Origin of the sequence: Nonomuraea sp. NPDC051191 (genome assembly GCF_044455665.1) — a bacterium.
Lineage (GTDB): Bacteria > Actinomycetota > Actinomycetes > Streptosporangiales > Streptosporangiaceae > Nonomuraea.
Window position 1 is genome coordinate 205,196 of record NZ_JBITEZ010000006.1, and the last position, 21,717, is coordinate 226,912.

Annotated in this window: 19 protein-coding genes; 3 read left to right on the top strand and 16 right to left on the bottom strand. The window is 72.6% G+C overall.

The window, feature by feature from the left end:
• Positions 1 to 56 precede the first annotated feature (56 nt).
• Positions 57 to 2,300 carry an arylsulfatase gene (locus ACIA8R_RS18990; protein ID WP_397039466.1) on the bottom strand — a complete coding sequence of 748 codons (2,244 nt, stop codon included), beginning with the start codon at positions 2,298 to 2,300 and terminating at the stop codon, positions 57 to 59.
• A gap of 110 nt (positions 2,301 to 2,410) precedes the next feature.
• On the opposite strand from ACIA8R_RS18990, the gene ACIA8R_RS18995 reads away from it, so the two are divergent.
• On the top strand, positions 2,411 to 2,998 hold the full coding sequence (locus tag ACIA8R_RS18995; RefSeq protein ID WP_397039468.1) for a TetR/AcrR family transcriptional regulator: 588 nt from the start codon (positions 2,411 to 2,413) through the stop codon (positions 2,996 to 2,998).
• Here ACIA8R_RS18995 and ACIA8R_RS19000 read toward each other — a convergent pair.
• The 6 genes from ACIA8R_RS19000 to ACIA8R_RS19025 form a co-directional block, all read right to left on the bottom strand.
• Positions 2,995 to 4,092, bottom strand: coding sequence for an LLM class flavin-dependent oxidoreductase (locus tag ACIA8R_RS19000; protein WP_397039470.1), 1,098 nt, complete (start codon positions 4,090 to 4,092; stop codon positions 2,995 to 2,997). The two genes, ACIA8R_RS18995 and ACIA8R_RS19000, sit on opposite strands and share 4 nt — an antisense overlap.
• 127 nt (positions 4,093 to 4,219) lie before the next feature.
• Positions 4,220 to 6,448 (bottom strand): catalase/peroxidase HPI, encoded by a 2,229-nt coding sequence (gene katG / locus ACIA8R_RS19005; RefSeq protein ID WP_397039472.1) that lies wholly within the window; start codon positions 6,446 to 6,448, stop codon positions 4,220 to 4,222.
• 32 nt (positions 6,449 to 6,480) lie between these two features.
• On the bottom strand, positions 6,481 to 6,918 hold the full coding sequence (locus tag ACIA8R_RS19010) for a Fur family transcriptional regulator (RefSeq protein ID WP_364087714.1): 438 nt from the start codon (positions 6,916 to 6,918) through the stop codon (positions 6,481 to 6,483).
• A 95-nt stretch (positions 6,919 to 7,013) separates the two neighbouring features.
• Entirely contained in the window at positions 7,014 to 8,636 is a 1,623-nt protein-coding gene (locus ACIA8R_RS19015; RefSeq protein WP_397039474.1) for an ABC-F family ATP-binding cassette domain-containing protein, read from the bottom strand.
• Positions 8,637 to 8,883: 247 nt separating this feature from the next.
• Positions 8,884 to 9,558, bottom strand: a complete 675-nt coding sequence (locus ACIA8R_RS19020; RefSeq protein ID WP_397039476.1) for an ankyrin repeat domain-containing protein — start codon at positions 9,556 to 9,558, stop codon at positions 8,884 to 8,886.
• 58 nt (positions 9,559 to 9,616) lie between these two features.
• The gene (locus ACIA8R_RS19025) at positions 9,617 to 10,183 is read right to left on the bottom strand and encodes a heme-binding protein (RefSeq protein ID WP_397039477.1); all 567 of its coding nucleotides are present in this window, start codon (positions 10,181 to 10,183) and stop codon (positions 9,617 to 9,619) included.
• A 200-nt stretch (positions 10,184 to 10,383) separates the two neighbouring features.
• Here ACIA8R_RS19025 and ACIA8R_RS19030 point away from each other — a divergent pair, with 200 nt between their 5' ends.
• Together ACIA8R_RS19030 and ACIA8R_RS19035 are read left to right on the top strand one after the other, a co-directional pair.
• Positions 10,384 to 11,634, top strand: coding sequence for a sensor histidine kinase (locus tag ACIA8R_RS19030; protein ID WP_397039479.1), 1,251 nt, complete (start codon positions 10,384 to 10,386; stop codon positions 11,632 to 11,634).
• Positions 11,631 to 12,254 (top strand): response regulator transcription factor, encoded by a 624-nt coding sequence (locus ACIA8R_RS19035; RefSeq protein WP_364087723.1) that lies wholly within the window; start codon positions 11,631 to 11,633, stop codon positions 12,252 to 12,254. The genes ACIA8R_RS19030 and ACIA8R_RS19035 overlap by 4 nt, the downstream gene beginning before the upstream one ends.
• A gap of 35 nt (positions 12,255 to 12,289) precedes the next feature.
• On the opposite strand, the gene ACIA8R_RS19040 is transcribed toward ACIA8R_RS19035, so the two are convergent.
• The 9 genes from ACIA8R_RS19040 to ACIA8R_RS19080 all read right to left on the bottom strand — a co-directional run bounded on the left by ACIA8R_RS19040 (position 12,290) and on the right by ACIA8R_RS19080 (position 21,694).
• The gene (locus tag ACIA8R_RS19040) at positions 12,290 to 13,225 is read right to left on the bottom strand and encodes a TolB family protein (protein WP_397039481.1); all 936 of its coding nucleotides are present in this window, start codon (positions 13,223 to 13,225) and stop codon (positions 12,290 to 12,292) included.
• Between the two features lie 14 nt (positions 13,226 to 13,239).
• Entirely contained in the window at positions 13,240 to 14,412 is a 1,173-nt protein-coding gene (locus ACIA8R_RS19045) for an MFS transporter (protein ID WP_397039482.1), read from the bottom strand.
• On the bottom strand, positions 14,413 to 15,732 hold the full coding sequence (locus tag ACIA8R_RS19050) for a discoidin domain-containing protein (protein WP_357696965.1): 1,320 nt from the start codon (positions 15,730 to 15,732) through the stop codon (positions 14,413 to 14,415).
• A gap of 251 nt (positions 15,733 to 15,983) precedes the next feature.
• Positions 15,984 to 17,036 carry a right-handed parallel beta-helix repeat-containing protein gene (locus ACIA8R_RS19055; RefSeq protein ID WP_397039484.1) on the bottom strand — a complete coding sequence of 351 codons (1,053 nt, stop codon included), beginning with the start codon at positions 17,034 to 17,036 and terminating at the stop codon, positions 15,984 to 15,986.
• 72 nt (positions 17,037 to 17,108) lie between these two features.
• Positions 17,109 to 19,073, bottom strand: coding sequence for a glycosyl hydrolase family 8 (locus tag ACIA8R_RS19060; protein ID WP_397039485.1), 1,965 nt, complete (start codon positions 19,071 to 19,073; stop codon positions 17,109 to 17,111).
• 572 nt (positions 19,074 to 19,645) lie between these two features.
• A complete protein-coding gene (locus tag ACIA8R_RS19065) occupies positions 19,646 to 20,239 on the bottom strand; it encodes a DUF305 domain-containing protein (protein WP_357696960.1) in 594 nt (197 codons plus the stop codon).
• A gap of 82 nt (positions 20,240 to 20,321) precedes the next feature.
• Entirely contained in the window at positions 20,322 to 20,702 is a 381-nt protein-coding gene (locus ACIA8R_RS19070) for a hypothetical protein (protein ID WP_397039487.1), read from the bottom strand.
• 125 nt (positions 20,703 to 20,827) lie between these two features.
• The gene (locus ACIA8R_RS19075; protein ID WP_397039489.1) at positions 20,828 to 21,190 is read right to left on the bottom strand and encodes a hypothetical protein; all 363 of its coding nucleotides are present in this window, start codon (positions 21,188 to 21,190) and stop codon (positions 20,828 to 20,830) included.
• Positions 21,191 to 21,235: 45 nt separating this feature from the next.
• Positions 21,236 to 21,694 carry a hypothetical protein gene (locus ACIA8R_RS19080; protein ID WP_364087738.1) on the bottom strand — a complete coding sequence of 153 codons (459 nt, stop codon included), beginning with the start codon at positions 21,692 to 21,694 and terminating at the stop codon, positions 21,236 to 21,238.
• Between the last annotated feature and the right edge of the window lie 23 nt (positions 21,695 to 21,717).

Sequence of the window (21,717 nt, forward strand, 5' to 3'; positions counted from 1 at the left end):
CACCGGCCGATTTCGGACCACACCATCACCCGCCTCCCGCTCCCCGGGAGGCGCTGTCAGTCGGCGTGGAGCGCGGTCCGGAGTCCGGCGAGCAGGTCGGGCGCGGCGGCGCCCGGCGTCCGGAGCCGGACCGACAGCAGCCGCCCGTTCCACCGGGCCGGGACGCGGTAGCGGTCGGAGACGGGCAGGCCGAGGTCGTGGCCGAGCCGCAACCCGGCCCCGCCGTGCTGGAGCGCGACCGGCAGCAGGCCGTCGAACGCCAGGGCGCCCACCACGACGTCCTCCTGCGTCAGGTGAAACGCCGATCCTCCGGGACCCGTCGTGTGGACGACGCCCACGGACCGGCGGCCGGCGGGAAGTGGACGGTCGGCGGTGAGCTCCAGCAGTTCCCCGGCCCGCGAGAAGGTGAAGGCCAGGCGGCCTTCCGTGACGTACAGGGCGAAGCCGCCGTTCCAGTCGCCCAGCGCGAACAGCACCCCTTCGGGCTCCGCCGCCGCCTCGATCTCGGCCGTCCAGCGGAAGCCGCCGAACAGCAGCGGCAGCGACTCGTCGCACACGGGCGAGGCCCCCGGCCGGAACGTGCGGTCGTCGCCGGGCGGCCAGGCCGGGCCGATGAGGGCGCCGAAGCGCGCCACGAGGTTGTCGAACAGCGGCAGGACGTTGTTGCGCCCGGCCTCCCGCTCCCACAGCCGCCGCAGCCCGGCGACCACCTCCGGATGGTCGGCGGACACGTCGGCGGCCTCGGAGAAGTCGGCCGCCAGGTCGAACAGCGCCCAGTGGTCGCCGTCGAGGTCCCGGCTGCCGGTCAGGAGCTCCTCCTCGTCCAGGACGCCCGTGGACACGTGGTCGGTGGTGACCTTCCAGCGTCCGTGGATGAGGGAACGTGAGCCCAGCATCTCGAAGTACTGGGTCTCGCGCGGCGCGGGCGCGGCGGCGTCGCCGAACGTGGCCAGGAAGCTGGCTCCGTCGACCGGCTGCTGCTCGATCCCGTCCACGACGGCCGGCGGCTCGATGCCGACGGCGTCCAGGAGCGTCGGGAACAGGTCGTTGACGTGCACGATCTGGTCGCGCACCGCGCCTCCGCCGGTGATCCCGGCCGGCCAGTGCACGATGAGCGGCGTACGGGTGCCGCCGAGCCAGGTGTAGCGCTTCCACAGCCGGAACGGCGTGTTCCCGGCCCACGCCCAGCCCCACGCGTAGTGGTTGTAGGTGCGCGGGCCGCCCCAGTCGTCGTGGTGGGCGAGGTTGTCCTCCAGGGACTCGCGGATGCCGGCGGAGAAGCGGTGCTCGTTGACGCTGCCGTCCACGCCGCCCTCGGCGCTGGCGCCGTTGTCGGAGAAGAGCACGACGATGGTGTCGTCGAGCCGCCCGGTCTCCTCCAGGTGGGCGAGCAGGCGGCCGAGCTGGGCGTCGGCGTGGGTCAGGAAGCCCGCGAAGACCTCCTGCTGGCGGGCGTACAGGCGGCGCCGGTCGGCGGTGAGGTCGTCCCAGGCGGGCACCCAGTCCGGGCGCGGGGTGAGCACGGTGCCGGGCGGGACGACGCCGGTCTCCACCTGGCGCCGGAAGATCTCCTCCCGCCAGGCGTCCCATCCCCGGTCGAAGCGGCCGCGGTAGGGCTCGCTCCACTCGGGCCCGACGTGGTGCGGCGAGTGCGTGGCGCCGAGGCCGAGATAGAGGAGGAAGGGCTTGCCGGGGGCGGCGTGGCGCTGGTCGTCGAGGTAACGGACGGCCTGGTCGACGAGGTCTTCGGTGAGGTGGTAGCCCTCCTCGGGGGTGGCGGGCGGGTCCACGTGGTGGTTGTCCCGGACGAGGTTGGGCGCGTAGTGGTTGGTGTCGCCCTGCAGGAAGCCGTAGTGGCGCTCGAAGCCCAGGCCGAGCGGCCAGTGGCCGAACGGGCCCGCGGCCGAGCGCTCGTAGCGCGGCGTGAGGTGCCACTTGCCGACGGCCAGGGTGGAGTAGCCGTGGTCGCGCAGGATCCGCGGCAGGGTCGCGGCCGAGCGCGGGATGCGGGCGGTGTAGCCGGGGTGGTCGAGCGGGAGGTCGGCGAGGAAGCCCATGCCGACCGCGTGGTGGTTGCGCCCGGTGAGGAAGCAGGCGCGCGACGGCGAGCACAGGGCCGTGACGTGGAACCGGTTGTAGCGCAGGCCGCCCGCCGCGAGCCGGTCGATGTGCGGGGTGGCGATGTCGGAGCCGAAGCAGCCGAGCTGGGCGAAGCCGGTGTCGTCCAGGACGACGGCGAGCACGTTCGGGGCACGGTCCGGGGCACCGTTGGAGGCACGGGGGGTCGGTTCTGCGGTCACGGCGAGGCTCCTGCGAGGAGAGGCGTACGGTCTTGGACAGCAGACGGCAGCAGAGTAAGACAGGGTGTCTTAATCCGCGACGATACCTCGGCGATCCGGAAAAGGTGGGAATGCAGGCCAAAGAGAAGATCCTCCTGGCGGCCGAACGGCTCTACGCCGAGCGCGGTCTCGACGTCTCGCTCCGGGAGATCGCCCTCGCGGCCGGGCAGGGCAACCATTCGGCGGTCCAGTACCACTTCGACGGCAAGGCCGGCCTGATCGACGCCCTGTACGCCCACCGCATGACCCCCCTCAACCACCGCCGCCGCGAGCTGATCGACGACCTGCGCGCCCACGGCCTGGAGCAGGACCTTCCCGCCCTGGTCGAGGCCTACCTCGCCCCGCTGGCCGAGCACGTGCTCACCCACCGGGGCGCGAGCTGGTACCTGCGCTTCACCAGCCGGTACGTGCTGTCCGGCGCCTACCGGTCCTGGCCCTGCTCCAGCGACCACCACCCCGGCGTCGGCGAGCTGGCGGGCCTGCTGCGGCGGCGGCTGCCCGGCCTGACGCAGGAGCGCCTGCGAGTGCTCAACCTGCACGTCGTCGTGGTGCTGGCCGACCTGGAGCAGCGATTGGGCGACCCGGCCTTCGACGCCGCGCGGGCGGCGGCGGCCGTGGCCGACCTGCGCGTCACCGCCCACGCCCTGCTCACCGCCTAGCGTCCGGGCGCGAGGGCCACCGACGGCGTGCGGGCCAGGCGGGGCAGCACGTACTCGCCGACCCGGTAGGCCTCCTCCAGGTGCGGCCAGCCCGACAGGACGAACTCCGCCACCCCCGTGGCGGCGTACTCGCGCAGCAGCGCGGCGACCTCGTCGTACGAGCCGACCAGGGCGGTGCCCGCGCCCTCGCGCACCAGCCCGACCCCGGCCCACAGCCCCGGATGGATCTCCAGGTCGTGGGTGCCGCCGGCGTGCAGGTCCACCATGCGCCGCTGGCCGACGGAGTCGTAGCGGGCGAAGCGGCGCTGGGCGGCGGCCACGCGGACGGGGTCCATGCCCGCCAGCAGCCGGTCGGCCTCGGCCCAGGCGGCGGCCGAGGTGTCGCGGGCGATGACGTGCACGCGCAGGCCGTACCGGAGCTCGCGGCCCAGCGGCTCGGCCAGGGCGCGCAGCCGGGCGACGCGCTCGGCGACGGCCGCCGGCGGCTCGCCCCACATGAGCACCACGTCGGCGTGGCGGGCGGCGACCCGCTCGGCCGCCGGGGAGGCGCCGCCGAAGTAGAGCGGCGGGCGCGGGTCGAGCGGCGCGGCCAGCCCGCCGCCCTCCACGCGGTAGTGCTCGCCGTGGTGGTCGAACGGCACGCCGTCCCAGGCGCGGCGGAGCACGTGCAGGAACTCGGCGGTCCTGGCGTAGCGGGCGTCGTGGTCGAGGAAGTCGCCGTAGGCGCGCTGCTCGACGGGGTCGCCGCCGGTGACGACGTTGAGCAGCAGCCTTCCTCCGGAGATCTCCTGGAAGGACTGGGCCTGCTGGGCGAGCAGGGTGGGCAGCGCGTAGCCGGTGCGGAAGGCGACCAGCGTCCTGAGCCGGTCGGTGTGCTGGGCCAGGGCCGCGCACACGATCCACGGGTCGGGGCAGCCCGCGCCGACCGGGGTGAGCGCGCCCTCGAACCCGGCCTGCTCGGCGGCCCTGGCGACCTGTGTCAGGTAGCCGAGCGTGGCGGGGCGGGCGGCCGGGCGGAAGGCGTCGGTGGTGGTGATGGCCGAGCGCACGTCGTGGCCGTCGCCGGTCGTGGGCAGGAACCAGTGAAAGCGCATCAGGGCTCCTCGGGACACCGGGTCATTGTCCTACAAAAACGACTCGTTTAGTATGACCTCCGTCGCCGCGCAAGCCTCCGGGCACGCGGAACGCCCGGGGCAACCGCCCCGGGCGTTCCGGTCACGCTCAGGCCAGGTCGAACCGGTCGAGGTTCATGACCTTGTCCCACGCCGCGACGAAGTCACGGACGAACTTCTCCTTCGCGTCGTCGCTCGCGTAGACCTCCGCGACCGCGCGCAGCTCGGAGTTCGCGCCGAAGACGAGGTCGGCGCGGGTGCCGGTCCAGCGAACCTCGCCCGTGACGGCGTCGCGGCCCTCGAAGACGTTGGCGTCCTCGGTCGAGTGCCACGTCGTGCCCAGGTCGAGCAGGTTGGCGAAGAAGTCGTTGGTCAGCGTCCCCGGGGTCGTGGTGAGGACGCCGAGCGTCGACTGCCGGTGGTTGGCGCCCAGCACGCGCAGGCCGCCCACCAGGACGGTCATCTCCGGCGCGCTCAGCGTCAGCAGGTTGGCCCGGTCGAGCAGCAGGTACTCGGCCGGCAGGCGGTTGCCCTTGCCGAGGTAGTTGCGGAACCCGTCGGCGGTCGGCTCCAGCGCGGCGAACGACTCCACGTCCGTCTGCTCCTGCGTCGCGTCGGCCCGTCCCGGCGTGAAGGGCACCTGGACGTCGTAGCCGGCCTCCTTGGCGGCCCGCTCGACACCCGCGCACCCGGCGAGCACGATCAGGTCGGCCAGCGAGACCTGCTTGCCGCCGGTCTGAGCGCCGTTGAACGTCTTCTGGACGCCCTCCAGGGTGCCCAGCACGGTCGCCAGGCGGTCGGGGTCGTTGACCTCCCACGCGCTCTGCGGCTGCAGGCGGATGCGCCCGCCGTCGGCGCCGCCGCGCTTGTCGCTGCCGCGGAAGGAGGAGGCCGAGGCCCACGCGGTGGACACCAGCTCCGCCACCGACAGCCCCGAGGCGAGGATCTGCTCCTTGAGGGCGGCGACGTCGGCCGCGTCGACGAGCTCGTGCGTCACCGCGGGCAGCGGGTCCTGCCACAGCAGCGTCTCGGACGGGACCTCCGGGCCGAGGTAGCGGGCGACCGGGCCCATGTCGCGGTGGGTCAGCTTGAACCACGCGCGGGCGAAGGCGTCGGCGAGCTCGTCGGGGTGCTCCAGCCAGCGGCGGGTGATCTGCTCGTAGACCGGGTCCACGCGCAGCGACAGGTCCGTCGTCAGCATCGTCGGGGCGTGCCGCCTGGCCGGGTCGTGGGCGTCGGGGACGGTGCCGGCCCCGGCGCCGTCCTTCGGCCGCCACTGGTTGGCGCCCGCGGGGCTCTGGAACAGCTCCCACTCGTAGCCGTACAGGATCTCCAGGAAGCTGTTGTCCCAGGTCGTGGGGGTGTTCGTCCAGATGCCCTCAAGGCCGCTGGTGATCGCGTCGGCGCCCTTGCCGGTGCCGTGGCTGTTGCGCCAGCCGAGGCCCATCTGCTCGATCGGGGCGGCCTCGGGGTCGGGGCCGACGCTGTCGGCCGGGCCCGCGCCGTGGGTCTTGCCGAAGGTGTGACCGCCCACGATCAGGGCGGCGGTCTCCTCGTCGTTCATCGCCATGCGGCGGAAGGTCTCGCGGATGTCGCGGGCCGCGGCGAGCGGGTCGGGGTTGCCGTTGGGGCCCTCGGGGTTGACGTAGATGAGGCCCATCTGGACCGCGGCCAGCGGGTTCTCCAGCTCGCGGTCGCCGGTGTAGCGCTGGTCGCCGAGCCAGATGGACTCGGGGCCCCAGTAGACGTCCTCGTCGGGCTCCCAGGCGTCCTCGCGGCCGCCGGCGTAGCCGAAGGTCGTGAAGCCCATCGACTCCAGGGCCACGTTGCCGGTGAGGATCAGCAGGTCGGCCCAGGAGATCTTGCGGCCGTACTTCTTCTTGACCGGCCACAGCAGGCGGCGGGCCTTGTCGAGGTTGCCGTTGTCCGGCCAGCTGTTGAGCGGCGCGAAGCGCTGCTGCCCGGCCCCGGCGCCGCCACGTCCGTCACTGATCCGGTACGTGCCCGCGCTGTGCCAGGCCATCCGGATCATGAACGGGCCGTAGTGGCCGAAGTCGGCCGGCCACCAGTCCTGCGAGGTCGTCAGCACCTCGGCGATGTCCCGCTTGACGGCCGCGAGATCGAGGGTCTTGAACTCGGCGGCGTAGTCGAAGTCCGCGCCGAACGGGTTCGCCACGGCCGGGTTCTTGGCCAGGATCTTCAGGTTGAGCCGCTCCGGCCACCACTGGCGGTTGCCGCCGCCCTGGGTCGGGTGAGGGGCGCGCTCGTGCGCGACCGGGCAGCCGCCGCCGTCCTCCGGCTTGGCGTCTGTGACGATCGCATCATGGTTCTCAGACATGGGAATCCTTCCGGACTAGGCGGATCGGGTGCTCAGGCACTGCTGCCGGTGGAACAGGCGGGACACAGGCCCCAATAGATGACCTCGGCCTCGTCGACGGCGAAGCCGCGGTCGTCGGAGGCGGTCAGGCAGGGCGCGTGGCCGACGGCGCAGTCGACGTCGGCCACGGCGCCGCACGACCGGCACACGAGATGGTGGTGGTTGTCCCCGACGCGGCCCTCGTACAGGGCCGAGCTGCCGGGAGGGTCGATGCGGCGGACGAGCCCCGCGGCGGCGAGCGCGTGGAGGGCGTCGTACACGGCCTGCAACGAGATATGACCCACGCGCTCGCGCACCCCGGAGGCGATCGCCTCGACCCCGAGATGGTCGCCGTCCCGGACGGTTTCGAGCAGCGCGACCCGGGCGGCGGTCACCCGCAGCCCGGCGCCACGCAGCTCCTCGGCGGTCGTCGGAGCGTTCGATGCGGTCATAGCCGCCAAACCTACCCACATAAACCTGAATGACACAAGAGAACGAATCATCCAAGTTTAGTAAGATGTCCGGAAATGTTCCCCCAGAAGGGGCATCACGCCGGGGCCGGACCCCCTTCCAGCAGCCGCCCGCCGGACAGCTCCAGCCTGCGGTCCACCCCGATCTCCGCCAGGAACCTCTCGTCGTGACTGACCACCACGAACGCCCCCTCGTACGCGCCGAGCGCGCTCTCCAACTGGCCCACGCTGACCAGGTCGAGGTTGTTGGTCGGCTCGTCCAGCAGCAGCAGCTGGGGCGCCGGCTCGGCGCACAACACGCAGGCCAGCGTGGCGCGCAGCCGTTCGCCGCCCGACAGCACGGCGACCCGCAGGTGGGCCCGCGCGCCCCGGAACAGGAAGCGGGCCAGTAGGTTCATCCGCTCGGCGGCCGGCATCGCGGGGGCGAAGGCGGCCAGGTTCTCGGCGACGGTGAGCTCGTCGTCGAGCAGGTCGAGCCGCTGCGACAGGTAGGCCACCCGGCCGTCGACCCGCCTGGTCGTGCCGCTGTCGGGTTCGAGCTCGCCGGTGATCAGGCGCAGCAGCGTGGACTTGCCGACGCCGTTGGAACCGGTCAGCGCGATCCGCTCGGGCCCGCGGACGACCAGGTCGAGGCCCGGCTCGGCGAACAGCCCGCGGGCCATGAGGTGCTCGCCCTGGAAGACCGTGCGCCCGGCGGGCACGTTGGTGCCGGGCAGTTGCAGGGAGATCCGCTGGTCGTCGCGCAGGGCGCGGCCCGCCTCGTCCAGCCGGGCCTTGGCGTCGCTGACGCGGGCGGCGTGCGTCTGGCTCGCCCGGCCGGCCGACTCCTGGGCGCCGCGCTTCATGTTCCCGGCGAAGATGCGCGGCAGGCCGGCGTTCTTGAGGTTGCGGGCGGCGTTGCCGGCCCTGCGCTCGGCGCGCTCGCGAGCCTGCTGCATCTCCCGCTTCTCGCGCTTGAGCTCCTGTTCGGCCGTGCGCACGTTGCGCTCGGCGGCCTCCTGCTCGGTGCGTACGGCCTCCTCGTAGGCGGTGAAGTCACCGCCGTAGAAGCGCACCTCGCCCCGATCCAGCTCGGCGATGCGGTCCATGCGGTCGAGCAGGGCGCGGTCGTGGCTCACCACGAGCAGGCAGCCCTTCCAATCGCCGAGCACGGTGTGCAGCCGGTCGCGGGCGTCGAGGTCGAGGTTGTTGGTGGGCTCGTCGAGCAGCAGGACGTCGGGCCGCCTGAGCAGCTGCGCGGCCAGGCCGAGCGAGACGATCTGCCCGCCGCTCAGCGTGCGCAGCGTGCGGCCGAAGTCGAGGTGGCCGAGGCCGAGCCGGTCGAGCTGGGCGCGGGTGCGCTCCTCGATGTCCCAGTCGTTGCCGATGGTGGTGAAGTGCTCCTCGGCGGTGTCGCCCGCCTCGATGGCGTTGAGCGCGGCGATCACCGGGGCGATGCCCAGGACCTCGGCCACGCTCAGGTCGCCGGCCAGCGGCAGGCTCTGCGGCAGGTAGCCGAGCACGCCGGCGACGGACACGCTGCCGGCGCGCGGCCGGTACTCCCCGGCGATGAGCTTGAGCAGCGTGCTCTTGCCCGCGCCGTTGGGGGCGACCAGGCCCGTACGGCCGCCGGGCACGCTGAAGGACAGGTCGCTGAAGACCGGGGTGTCGTCAGGCCAGGAGAAGGACAGGTTGGAGCAGACGATGAACGCGTCGGACATGTGAAGAAGACCTCAACGGAGAACGCGGGCATGCCGAAGCCGCCCGGTGAAAGGACAGGGATTCGGGAAACGACGAAGCCACACCGGCGGCGCACACGCGCTCACGCCGGGGCCGATCAACCTCCGGTATCACCCGGAGATGTCGTCGTCACCTGCCATGTCTGGTCTCCTAGCTGAGAATCACAAGCATTTCACACCTTAGCAGGCGGCCCGTCGTGCTCCGGCCGCCTGCTTCCCGGGTGAGGTGTCAGTGGGCTCCGGCGGCGCGGAGCAGGGCGGCCACCTGCCTCTGGCCCTTGGCCACGGCGTGCGCGAGCGGGGTGACGCCGTCGCGGTCGGCCAGGTCGACGTCGGCGCCCGCGGCGATCAGCAGCCGGACGATCTCCTGGTGACGCTCACCGCCGTCGCCCAGGATGACCGCCTCCAGCAGGCCCGTCCAGCCCAGGTCGTTGACGTGGTCGACGTCGATGCCGGTCTTCAGCACCTCGCGGACGTACTCGACGTGCCCGCGTTCGCAGGCGGGGATGAGGGAGACGCCGCCGTAGCGGTTGCGCTTGGTCAGGTCGGGCCCGGCGGGCAGCAGCGCCCTGAGCATCGCGACGCTTCCGGTGACGCCGGTGACCAGCCAGGGGGTGTCCTTCCTGAAGTCCTGGGCGTCGGGGTCGGCGCCCGCCGCGACCAGCAGCCTGGCCACCTCGACGTGGTCGGCCGCCGCCGCGAGCAGCAGGGCCGTACGGCGTTGCGCGTCGCGGGCCTCGACGTCGGCCCCCGCCCCGAGCGCGTCCCGGACGGCGGCGGCGTCACCGCGCGCGGCCCCCGCCAGCAGTTCCTCGTCGGCCATTCCCGCTCCTTTCACCTCGCGCCCGCCGCAGGCCGCGAGCATCAGACCGAGCCCCCAGGTCAGGACGGCTCGGCGCTTCATCCCTTCATCCTTCCGCCTTCCCGCCCCCGGCCGCGCGCCGGGGGCCGGGCACGGCCGGTCAGCGCAGCTGCCCGGCGACCGCCTTGAGGCCCGCCTGGGCGATGGACTCGTCGATGTCGCCGCTGGGGGCGCCGCCGACGCCGATGCCCGCGACGGGGGCGCCGCCCGAGGCGACGGGCACGCCGCCGCCGAGGAAGAGGGTGCCCGGGATGTCGGCGATGGACGGTCCGCCGCCGGTGATGCCCTTGCCGAGCTCGCTGGTCGTCCGGCCGAAGGAGACCGCGGTGAACGCCTTGCGCCTGGCCGACTCCTCGGTCTGCGGGCCCGCGCCGTCGCCCTTGAGCACCAGGCGGGTCGCGCCGGACCGGTCGACGATCACGACGGAGACGCGCTGCTTCTGCTTGACGGCCTCCTTCAGCACGGCGTCGGCGATCTTCAGGGCGGCGTCGGCGGAGAGCGTCCCGGTCTGCACGACGGGCTCGGCGGCGGCCACGCGGGCACTGTGGGCGCTGCGGGCGCTGTGGGCGGCGTCGGCGGCCTGGGCGGGCGAGGTGGCGGCGACGGCGCCGGCCAGCACGGCCAGCCCCGACAGCGAGCCGGCGACCAGGCGAGTACGGATGTTCATGGTTTCTCCAGTTCGGCAGGGCGAAGTCGGACACCTCAAGGTTTCCCGGCGGACCGCGCCGGGCCATCGGGAGCACGGGCGATCCCCGCGCGCCGGCCGGTCGAGCGCCGGGTCAACCGATCGGTTGATGCGCTCCCGTGCTGGTGGGGGCCACCATCGGGCAGGGGATAGTGTCGGAGGGCATGGCGACGGGGAGGGCGATGAGGGAGCGCACCTGGCTCAACTGGGCCATGCACGTGGGGTTCTACCTGCTGCTCGCCGCCTCGGCCCTGCGGCTGGTGTCCCGGCACGGCATGGTCCCGCAGACGGTGACGTCGCTGGCCGTCTGCGCCCTGCTCGCGCTCGCGTACGCGGCCGGGATCGTGGGGTGGAACCGGCTGGGGCGGCGGGGGCGGCTCGTCTGGCTGGGCGGCGTGGCGGCGGTGTGGCTGGCGCTGGTGATGCTGGCGCCGTCGTTCAGCTGGTGCGCGGTGCCCCTGCTCTTCCTGTGCCTGCGGCTGCTCGACGCCCGCGGTTTCGCGGTGGCCGCCGCGGCGCTGACCCTGGTGGTGATCGTGGCCCAGCTGGAGATCGCCCGGGAGCTCGACGTCAGCCTGATCCTCGCGCCGGTCGGCATCGCGGCCATGACGGCGGTCATCTTCGGGGAGCTGCAACGCGAGAGCGCCGCCCGGCAACTGCTCATCGACGACCTGATCAGCACCCGCGGCACGCTGGCCGACTCCCGCCACCGCACGGGCGTGCTGGAGGAGCGCGAGCGGCTGGCCAGGGAGATCCACGACACGCTCGCCCAGGGCCTGACCAGCATGGGCATCCTGCTCCAGGCCGCCGACCGCATGTGGGCCACCGACCCCACCCAGGCCCGCGCCCACGTACGGCGGGCCGCCGCGGCCGCCGCCGACAACCTCGACGAGGCGCGCCGGTTCGTCCGCGACCTCCAGCCGCCCGGCCTGGTGGACGTCTCGCTGCCCGAGGCGCTGGCCCGGCTCTGCGCCGACGCCGACGGCACCGGGCCACGGGTGCGCTTCCGGCTGGCGGGCGAGGAGTACCCGCTGGCTCCGGAGGTGCAGGCGGCGCTGCTGCGGGTGGCGCAGGCGGCGCTGGCCAACGTACGCGACCACGCCGGACCGGCGGCGGGCACAGCGGCGGGCACAGCGGCGGGCACAGCGGCAGGAACAGCGGCAGGGACAGCGGCGGCCACGGTGACGGCCACGGTGACGCTGTCCTACCTCGACGGCGAGGTCACGCTCGACGTGTTCGACGACGGCGTGGGCTTCGCCTCGCCCGCCCCCGCTCCCGGCCGCGGCTACGGGCTGCGGGCGATGCGCGACCGGCTGGCGGAGGTGCACGGCGTCCTGGTGGTCGAGAGCGCGCCGGGCGAGGGCACGGCGGTCGCGGCCCGGGTACCCGCCGCATGGCCCCCGCGCGTCCTGGACGGCGGTGGCCCGGCATGAGGCTGTTCCTGGTCGACGACCATCCGGTGGTCCGGGCGGGGCTGGTGGCCCTGCTCGGCGGCGAGGACGACATGGAGGTCGTCGGCGAGGCCGCCGACGGGGCCGAGGCGCTGCGCGGCATCGCCGCCCGCTCCCCCGACGTCGTGCTCATGGACCTGCAGCTCGGCGACGGCATCGACGGCGTGGAGGTCACCCGGCGGGTCCGCGAGCTGCCCGCGCCGCCGCAGGTGCTGGTGCTGACGACGTACGAGAGCGATGCCGACATCATGCGGGCCGTCGACGCCGGGGCCATCGGCTACCTGCTCAAGGCGTGCCCGCCGGAGGAGCTGTTCCAGGGCATCCGGGCCGCGGCCAGGGGCGAGAGCGTGCTGTCGGCCAAGGTGGCGACCCGGATGATGCGGCGCATGCGCGAGCCCGGCCCGGCGCTGAGCGCCCGCGAGGTCGAGCTGCTGGAGCTGCTGGCCAGCGGGGCGAGCAACCGGGAGATCGCCCGGCGGCTCTTCATCACCGAGGCGACGGTCAAGACCCACCTGGTGCACATCTACGACAAGCTCGGCGTGGACACGCGCACGGCCGCCGTCACGGCCGCCGTCGAGCGCCGCCTCATCCGGCTCCCCTGAACACCGGCCGACCGTCAGAGGTCGCTCGGCCGGCGTCAGCGGATGGCGGCGGGGGAGGTCGCGTCGGGGATGAGCCGGTGCGGCGGGCCGCCGGTGACGTCGGCCGCCCACACGTCGCCGTCCTTGGCGTACATGACCGTGCGGTCGTCCAGCCAGGCGGCCTGGTCGTCGATGCTGGCCCGCTCCCCCAGCGGGCTCTCCCGCATCGTGGCCAGGTCCAGCAGGTGCAGCCGCCACGGGCCGGGTGAGACGCGTTTCTTGAACACCAGCCGGGTCCCGTCGGGCGACAGGGACGGGCACTCGGCGTTCTCCCTGAGCACGCGGGCCCGCCAGGCCCCGAAGTCGCCTTCCACCAGGTACGTCCGGCCCTTGGTCCCGACGGTCGCGTAGAAGCGGTTGTCGTCGGCGGCGAACGTGACCCCCCAGTAGTTGACGTCGGCGGAGTGGTAGCGGCGGCCGTCGAGGTAGAGCGGGATGTCCTCCATGTTCGTGATGAGGTAGCCGGTCCGGGTGTCGAGGATGCCGGTCCAGGTGGAGAAGCCGCCGGTGCTGTAGGAGTCGCCGGTGACGAACACCGTCCAGGAGGCCATCCGGCCGCTGGCGGACACGCGGGCCCGGCTCGGCACCCCGGCCAGGTTGACCCGGCGGGTCTCCTTCAGCGACCGGTCCAGGACGAGCGCCTCGGTCTTCGGCAGCGGGCCGGGGCGGGTGGCCAGGCACAGGGTGGTGCCGTTCGCCGTGTAGAAGCGGTCGCAGGCCCGGGAGCTGACCCGCGGCGGCGCGCCCGGGTCGGCGAGGGGCACGGACGCGACGCGTCCGCCGCTGCGCACCAGCACCCGGCCGGGCTCGGCGGCGTCGAACCCCGCGACGGCGGGCGCGACCTGGCGCGAGGACGCCGCCCAGGTGGCGTACGCGGTCGCGCCGCCGGCCAGCAGCACCACCGCGGCCAGGAGTACGAGCACCCGTCTCATTGACGACCTCCTTGTCATCGCAGCGTCCGCCAGGCGATCACGGACGCCGTCACCAGCCCCGCGGCCATCACCGCCAGCGCCGGCCCCTCCCCCGTCCCCGCCCACAACAGGCCGAACAGGATGGACGACACCATCCGGGCCGTGGCCTGCCCGGTCTGGAGCAGCGCCAGGCCGCCGGTCCGCGCGCTCTCGGGCAACATCGGCCCGGTCAGCGCCATGAGCACGCCGTCGGTGGCGGCGTAGAACAGGCCGTGCAGCAGCAGCGCGGGCACCAGCCAGGCCGGGCCCAGCAGCACCAGGTACACCGCGAGCAGCGCCACGTGCCCGGCGACGAACACCGCCGCGCGCCCGAACCGGTCCGACAGCCTGCCGAGCGGCACCGCCAGCAGCAGGTACGCGCCCGCCGTGCCGAGCGGCAGCAGCGGGAACAGCTCGGGCGCGATCGCCAGCCGCCGTTGCAGCACCAGGTAGACGAACGAGTCGCTGACCGTCACCAGGCCGAGCGCCACCGCCACCAGGCAGGCCCGGCGGAACCCGGGCTCCCGCGTCACCGCCGCCCGCAGCCGTACGCGGACGGTCAGGGGGCCGCGCCGGTCCCGTACGTACAGAACGAGCAGGAGCACGCCCAGGGCGGCCACGCAGAAGCTCGTCACGAACACCGCGTCGTAGGCGCCCGCCGTCGCCGTCAGCACCGCGAACGCGGCCAGCGGCCCGAGGAAGGCGCCCACGGTGTCCATCGCCCGGTGCACCCCGAACGCGCCGCCCAGCCGTTCGGGCGGGGCGCTCAGCGTGATGAGCGCGTCCCTGGGCGCGGTGCGCAGCCCCTTGCCGGTGCGGTCGGCGGCCACCACCAGGCCGAGCGCCGCGGCCGACCCGCCGGCCGCGAGCAGGCCCAGCTTGCAGACGGCCGAGAGCCCGTACCCGAGCCCGGCGACCAGCTTGCGGCGGCTCCACCGGTCGGCGGCGTGCCCGCCGGCCAGCCTGACCAGCGCGGTGACGCCGAAGTACAGGCCGTCCAGCAGCCCGAACTGCACGAGGCTGAGCCCGAGCGCGCCCACCAGGTACAGCGGCAGCACCGCGGTGACCATCTCCGACGAGATGTCCGTGACCAGGCTGACCAGGCCGAGCGCCACCACGTTGGCGGGCACCGCCCTGGTCAGCCGGGTGCCGAGAAGCGAGATGTACATCTAGTGGCAGGAGTAGGTCGGGCTGCTGTCCTTGACCGAGCCGTCGGTCCCGACCAGCTGCCAGCCGAACGTGCTCCCGGCGAACGTCAGCTTCAGCACGCCGAAGGTGTCGGTCAGCCGCTTCTGGCTGTTCGGCTGCACGTTCTCGATCTGGTACGGCGATGCGCCGCCCATCCCGCCGAGCACCTCGACGATGCCCTTCGCGGTGTCGGCCTGGGCGCTGGGGTTCTGCGGCCCGAACCGCTCGTAGTGGTGGTCGTGCCCGTTGAGCACCAGCTCGGCGCCGGCCGCGTACAGCGCCTGCCAGACGGGCTTGGAGACGGGGTCGTTGCCGTGCTCGCCGGAGCTGAACAGCGGGTGGTGCCAGTACGCGGCCACGCACGGCTTGGTGGTGGCGGCGAGGTCGTTCTTGAGCCAGGTGAGCTGGGCCGACTGGTCGAAGTGGTTGGAGTCGAGCGCGACGAAGTGCCAGTTGCCGCGGTCGTAGCTGTAGTAGCTCTTGCCCTGTGGGAAGGCGATGGCGCCGAAGTAGGACTTGTACCCGGCCTCGGACCCGGCCGGGTCGTAGGTCTCGTGGTTGCCGGGGACCGGGCGGGTCTTGGCCTTGAACCTGCCCCACGTCTTGTCGTAGTAGTTGCGGAAGTCGGACAGGAGGGCGTCGTCGTACTGGTTGTCGCCCATGGTGATGACGAACTCCGGGTTCATCGACTCGACCAGGGCGGCCGTCTTGGGGTGCACGCAGGAGGAGGAGCTCGCGGTGCACTGCTCGGCGATGTCACCGGCGGCGGCCACCACGAACGTGTCGCCCGGCGGGTCGGTGGGCGGGTCGGTCGGCTGGGTGCCGCCGCCGTAGACCTGCATCTCCCACAGGGAGTAGCCGTAGGAGGTGCCGCGCGCGGTCCCGTACATGCGGACGTAGCGGCCGGTGGCGGTCAGGGCGAGGTCGTCCACGCCGCCGTCGCCGGTGGTGGTGGAGTAGACGTCGGTCCAGGCGCTGCCGTCGGCGGAGGTCTGGATCTTGTACGACTTGCCGTAGGCGTCCTCCCAGGTCAGCTTGACCCGGCTGATCTGCTGGGAGGCGCCGAGGTCCACCCGCAGCCATTCGGGGTCGTGGCCTTCGGCCGAGGCCCACCGGGTGGCGGCGAGGTCGCCGTCGAAGGCCTTCGCGGCGGCGTAGGAGGAGGCTTCCTTGGAGGAGGAGGTGGCGGGTCTGCCCTGCGAGAGGAGCGTCTCGGCGGTGCCGGCCGAGGCGGTGGCGGCCACGAGCAGGCCGGCCACCAGGCCGATCACGGCCATGACGGCCAGGCGGACTCTGGACATGGCGATTCTCCTGGGGGTGAGAGATCGGAGCACGGTCCGGTGGGCGGCCGGGGCAGGAGTCTTTCGCTGAGCGCGTCACCTCCTCGTGGGAGGCCGCGCCGAGCCGCTTACCGGGATCGTGGCCCAGCGCGCGGAGGGCTGTCAATAAAGTTAGGAAGCTTTCTTAACCCTGTTGGGCGGGGTTCACCCGGCCGCCGCGCGGCACGCCGAGGCCGCCGCCCGGAGACCGGGCGGCGGGTCCGCGCCGCCGGTCAGCCCGGGGTCACCGGGACGTTCGTCAGGCCCCGGGTCGCGCCCGTGACGGTGTTGGAGGAGTGCACGACGTTCGGGTCGGCCACGCACTTCGAGGTCGAGGTGATCTTGATGGCGTACGCGCCGACGCCGCCGAGGTCGGAGCGGTTGCCGCGCCAGACGTTCCCGCAGCCGTTGAGGAAGGACGGCGTCGTGGCCGGATTGTGCGTCTCGTAGCCGTTGGCGAAGGTGCCGGGCGGGGCGAACGTGCCCGTGTTGTTCTCGATCGTGTAGCGGGAGCCCTTGACGTCCACCCAGGAGTCGGCGGAGTTCTGGCCGCTGACGCCGGTGCCGTCGAAGGTGTTGCCGCTGATCAGGCCGCCGCTCGTGCCCTCCTTGACGTCGATGTGCTCGGCGGCGACGTACGGGCCGATCGTGTTGCCGGTGACCTGGACGCGGTCCGACCGGTCCACGCCGCCGGTGTTGCCGTGGCAGCCCCAGTTCGAGCCGGCTGAGCCGAGGTAGACGCCCTCGCCGTAGCCGGGCTGGACGAGGCCCGTGTAGGCGACGCGGGAGTTCCTCAGGACGCCGTCGGAGGAACTGCGCCGGAAGTGCACGCCCTCGTCCTCGACGTGGTGGACGTACACGCCGTCGATCACCACGTGGGCGGAGGCGTCCAGGACGATGCCCTTCTTGGAGTCCTTGACGGTGAACCCGGTGAGCCGCCAGTAGGGAGCCGCGTACAGCCAGAGCCCGTAACCGGAGTCCCAGCCGCCGCCGGGCGCGGGACAGGACGGCGCGACGCCCGAGGGACCGTCGTTGACCAGGACGGCGTTCGCCGGGCCGGTCAGCGTGATGGGCGCGGCGGCCGTACCGGGGCGCTGGGCGACGAAGACGCCGTGGTACTCGCCGGGCGCGAGCCTGATGGTCTGCCCGGGAACCGCCCCGGCCAGCGCGCTCACGAGCTGAGCCGCCGTGGACACGTCGACCACCTCACCCACCTCACCCACAGCGGCGCCGGGCGGAGAGGTGAGCAGGAAGGGCAGCAGGCCGGCCAGCAGGGTCCGTCTCATGGGGGTTCCTCCCTTCGGTGGGCCGTGCCCGCGAACGCCGTCCGCGGGCACGGCCGAGGGTTCCGCCGCCGGTCAGGGCACCCAGTGGTTGCCGGTCACCGTGATCATGACCTGGAGCTGGATGCTGGCCGAGTAGTAGCTGCTCGCGTCGATCGGCGTGCCGAGCATCTTGTTCCACAGCGCGTCCAGCCACGCCTGGCTGCCGGAGTCCGTCATCGCCGCCACCGCGAACGGCGCGAAGAAGGCGGCCTCGCTGCCGCTGGAGATCTGCGTGCCGTTCAGCTTGTAGCCGATCGCGATCTTGCTCGGGTCGCCGCCGGTCTTGCCCTTGATCCAGGAGTTGAGCTTCCTGGCCGAGGCGAGCGACTTGGCGTCCCCGCTCGTCACGGCGTCGTCGCCGATGCGCCACGGGGTACGGCAGGCGTTCCACCAGTACTGGCCGTCGTTCGGGTCCTCCAGGACCTGGCCGGGGGCCGGCTTGGCGGTGGTGTTGGTGTTGACCACGAAGTCCGGCAGCAGGCCGGTGGCGGAGGCGTAGGTGGCCTGGAGCGTGGTGATCAGGTTCTGGTGGGCGGTCCTGATCGTGTCCCAGGCGCTGTTCCCGGTCGCCTTCCTGAAGGCCCTGAAGTGGTCGATCATCCAGTCCGAGGTACGGGTGATGTAGTAGTACTGGTCGCCCGAGCTGCTCCAGTCGCCCAGCTTGAGCAGGTTCGTGGACGGGTTGATCTCGTCCTTCTTGATGGCGTTGATGTGCTTGACCGCCAGGTCGAGGTAGTTGTACGTGCCGGAGCTGCCCCACTGCCGGTGGGCCAGGAGCAGGCCGTAGGCGACGTCCATGTCGCCGTCGGTGGCGCCGTCGCTCCCGTCGACGCTCTTGCAGGCGGTGTCCTGCTCGGCGGCCAGCAGGTCGGGGTTGATGGACGACGGGTGGTCGATCATCCACTTGACCATGCCGTCGAAGATCTTCTTGGCGTCGGGGTCGGCCCCGGCCATGGTCGCGACGATCGCCATGCCGTATCCCTGGGCCTCGGCCACGTACGGGTGGTCGGCGTCGGGCGAGATCACCTCGTACCAGCCGTTCCCGCAGTTCTGCCGGACGAAGGCGGCCTTCCACCGCTTGTAGTAGTCGACCACCCGCGCGTCCAGCGTGGCCTGGTCGCCCGTGGGACGCAGCATGCCCGCGGCGTACGGGATGGTGTGGCTGCCGAAGGGCACCGCGGGACCGCTGCCGCCGGGCTGCGTGGTCGCCGTGACGCCGCCACTGGCCGCCGACTGGTTGCCCGCGGCGTCGCGCGCCTTGACGGTGTAGCCGTAGGCGGTGGCCGGGGTCAGGCCGGTGTCGGTGTACGTGGTGCCCGCCACGGTGGTCACCAGGGTCGAGCCCCGGTAGACGAGGTAGCCGGTGACGCCCACGTCGTCGGTGGCGGCGTCCCAGGCCAGGGACACGCTGGTGGAGGTGGTGCCGGTCGCGCGCAGGTTGCCCGGGACGGATGGCGGGGTGGTGTCGGTGCCTCCGCCGCCGCCGCTGCCGTAGACCTCCAGCTCGTACAGCGAGTAGCCGTACGTCGTGCCGCGGGCGGTGCCGTACATGCGCACGTACCGGCCGCTGCCGCTGACCGTCAGGTCGTCGGTCGCGCCGTTGCCGGAGGTGGTGGAGTAGACGTCGGTCCAGGTGCCGCCGTCGGGAGAGGTCTGGATCTTGTACGACTTGCCGTACGCCGCCTCCCAGGTCAGCTTCACCCTGGAGACGGTGTACGTGTCGCCGAGGTCGACCCGGATCCATTCGGGATCGTGGCCTTCGACGCTGGCCCAGCGGGTGGAGGCGTTGCCGTCCACCGCCTTGGCCGCCTCGAAGCCGCTGCCCTCGACCGAGGACGAGGTGACCGGCCTGCCACGGGACAGCAGCGTGTCGGCGCTGACGGAACCGGCCGCGGCCGTGGCCGGTGGCGCCAAGGGCGTCGCCGCCATCAGCGCCGCGACCAGGGCCGTGACGAGAAGCGACGACCGCCGGGGGCGCCGCTCAGGACGTCTGATCATGCGTTGATCCTTCGGATAGGGGGTGCCATGGGGCCATCCGCAGGTGGACCGTGATCGAAATGCGGGCGTTAGGAAACTTTCCTAACCCTCACAGCGGACGCTAAACAAGAACACCCTCTTCCGCAACCCTTCCCCCCAAACCAACCGCCCCCGTTCACCTCCCCGCCACCCCACCCCCTCCCCAAACCACCCCAAACCCACCCGAGCCCACCCGACAGCGGGCACCCCCAACGGCGCCAGGAGATGGGACGTGACGGCGGGTCGCCCTCAGTGACGTCAGGAGGCAGGGTGTGACGGCGGGTCGATCTCGCCGGGCGGTGCCGTGACGTACCGGTCGCGGCGCCTGCGGGGGGCGCGTTCGCGCCTGATGAGCGCCTGCCGTTCCCGCTCTCACGGCGGCGGCCATGGCGGCGATCGTCGTCACCGCCAGGCGCGCCACCCCAGAACCGGGCGGCCGCCCCGAGCCCCTGGCCCGGCACGGCCGCCCCTGACCCTGCCCTCGCCGAGCAGGGGGCACGTCTACCCCGGCCAGGGGGCCGGTGCCGCCGGGAACGTCCCGGCGGCAGGTGGGATCAGAGGCGTTCGAGGAGCTTGCGGAGCTGGGCCACCTCGGCCTGCTGCGCGCTCTCGATGCCCTTGGCCAGCTCCTTGGCCCGCGGGTCGGCCCCGCTCGCCTGCTCGGTACGCGCCATCTCGATCGCGCCCTCATGGTGGGCGATCATCTGCTCCGCGAACAGCTTGTCGAAGGCGGTCCCCTTGGAGCCTTCGAGCTTCTTCATGTCCTCGGCGGACATGATCCCGGGCATGTCGTGCCCCATCCCGCCGGACGGGACGGGCTTGCCCCACTCGGCCAGCCAGCCCTTCATGGTCTGGATCTCCGGGTCCTGGGCGGCCTTGATCTTGGCGGCGAGCTCCTTGATCTCCGGGTCCTTCGCCCGCTGCGGGGCCAGCTCGGCCATCTCGACCGCCTGCTGGTGGTGCGGGATCATCATCTGGGCGAACATGACGTCCGCGTCGTTGAACGACGCCTGCGACGGCTGGGCACCAGCGGTGGTGGCGGCCGCGTCGGGCGTGGCCGTGGAGGCGGTGTCGGTGCCGCCGCACGCGGTGAGCAGGGCGAGCGCCCCTGCGGCGACGACGACGGCGATCTTACGGTTGCTGGACATGCTGAGGTGATCTCTCGATTCGCTGGGACGGTCGGCAGGTTCTCGCGGATCGCCGTGGAGGGCGTCCGCGCCGGCCGCCGGCCTATATGCGCAGGATCGAGAGGTGGGCCAGCCGTAGGGACGTGGGCCGTGGCGGCGGCCTGGCGACCGGCCGGAGAGACGACCCAGCGCCGGTGCCACCGAAGGCACGCCGCCGCGCGCCGACCCAGAAGGCCAGCAGCGCCACGACGAGCAGCGAGCTCAGCACGGCCAGGCAGACCCCGGCCGGATCGAGCCCCGGCATCTCGTGGCCCGATTGGAGCCCCGCGTGGCCGGACTGAAGCCCCGCATGGGCGGCGGGGGCCTCGTGGGCGAGCGCCATGTCGTGCCGGGCGTTCACGTGCCCGAGAGTGTGCATCCCGCACACGCCGAGAGCGAGGACGACGAGCAGGAGGGCACGCGCACCCCGCCGCAGGATCCCCACCGGCCCTCCCCCGTAGCTCCGGCTCTGACGAACGAGCACGATACGGGAGCCGCCCACCTTGAGCAACCTGGACCCGGTACGGGTATATGAGACCTGAATCACGATGGTGACCCGGAGCCTTCCTCCTACATTCCCGGTTTGACCAGCGCGCCGCTCTCCCCGATTCTCGGCAGGCAGGCGGAGATCTCCCCTTCGTCGACGAGATCCCGTATCACCTCGACCATCCCGGCGACGCCCGCCTCCCGCACGAGAACCAGGTCGGGGGTGCAACAGTACCGACCGCCCAGGCTCTCCCCGGACCGGGCGTGCCGGTCCATGATGCGCCCCGCCTCCTCCAGGGTGAGCATGAGAGCGCTGTATCGCTCGCCGGACGGCAACGTGACGATCGCGTCGCCCGCCTCCAGCCGCGAGGGGTCGGCCTCGCCGTCGAGCAGGATGTCCAGGGTGAAGCCGTCTTCGGCCCAGGTGAAGTAAGGGCTGTCGTCCAAGGGAGTCGCTCCGAGGGCGGCGGGGTCGTGGGACGCCTGAGTGTGTCAGAAGAACTGGGCGAGGCGGAACGGACGCACCACCAGCGGGACCTCCGAACGGCTGAGGACCTTGACCTTCCTGAAGCCGGTCCGCCAGTCCGCCGTCACCTTGACGCACTTCAGTCGCACCTCGTGCTCCCCCGGCGGCGCGAACCGCGAGATGACGACGCCCTTCTTGCCGAACCCCATCCCGCCCAGCCCGATGCCCACCTCGCGGAACATCCGCCACGACCCCTTGACGGGGAACGCGGTGGACCCGACGACGGCGTGGTTGGCCTGGGTGGGGCAGTGGATGAGCAGCCGGATGGCGTCGTTCTGGTGCGGCGCCGCCGGCGAGACGCGGAAGGACGTGAGCTTCTTCCAGGACGTGTCCCCGTCCTGGCCGGAGGCCACCTCGGCGAGGACGGCGGGCCCCACGGGGACGCCCGCGAGGGCGACCGCCGCCAGCACAGTGATCGACAGCATCTTTCCCCTCACGCATTGTGACC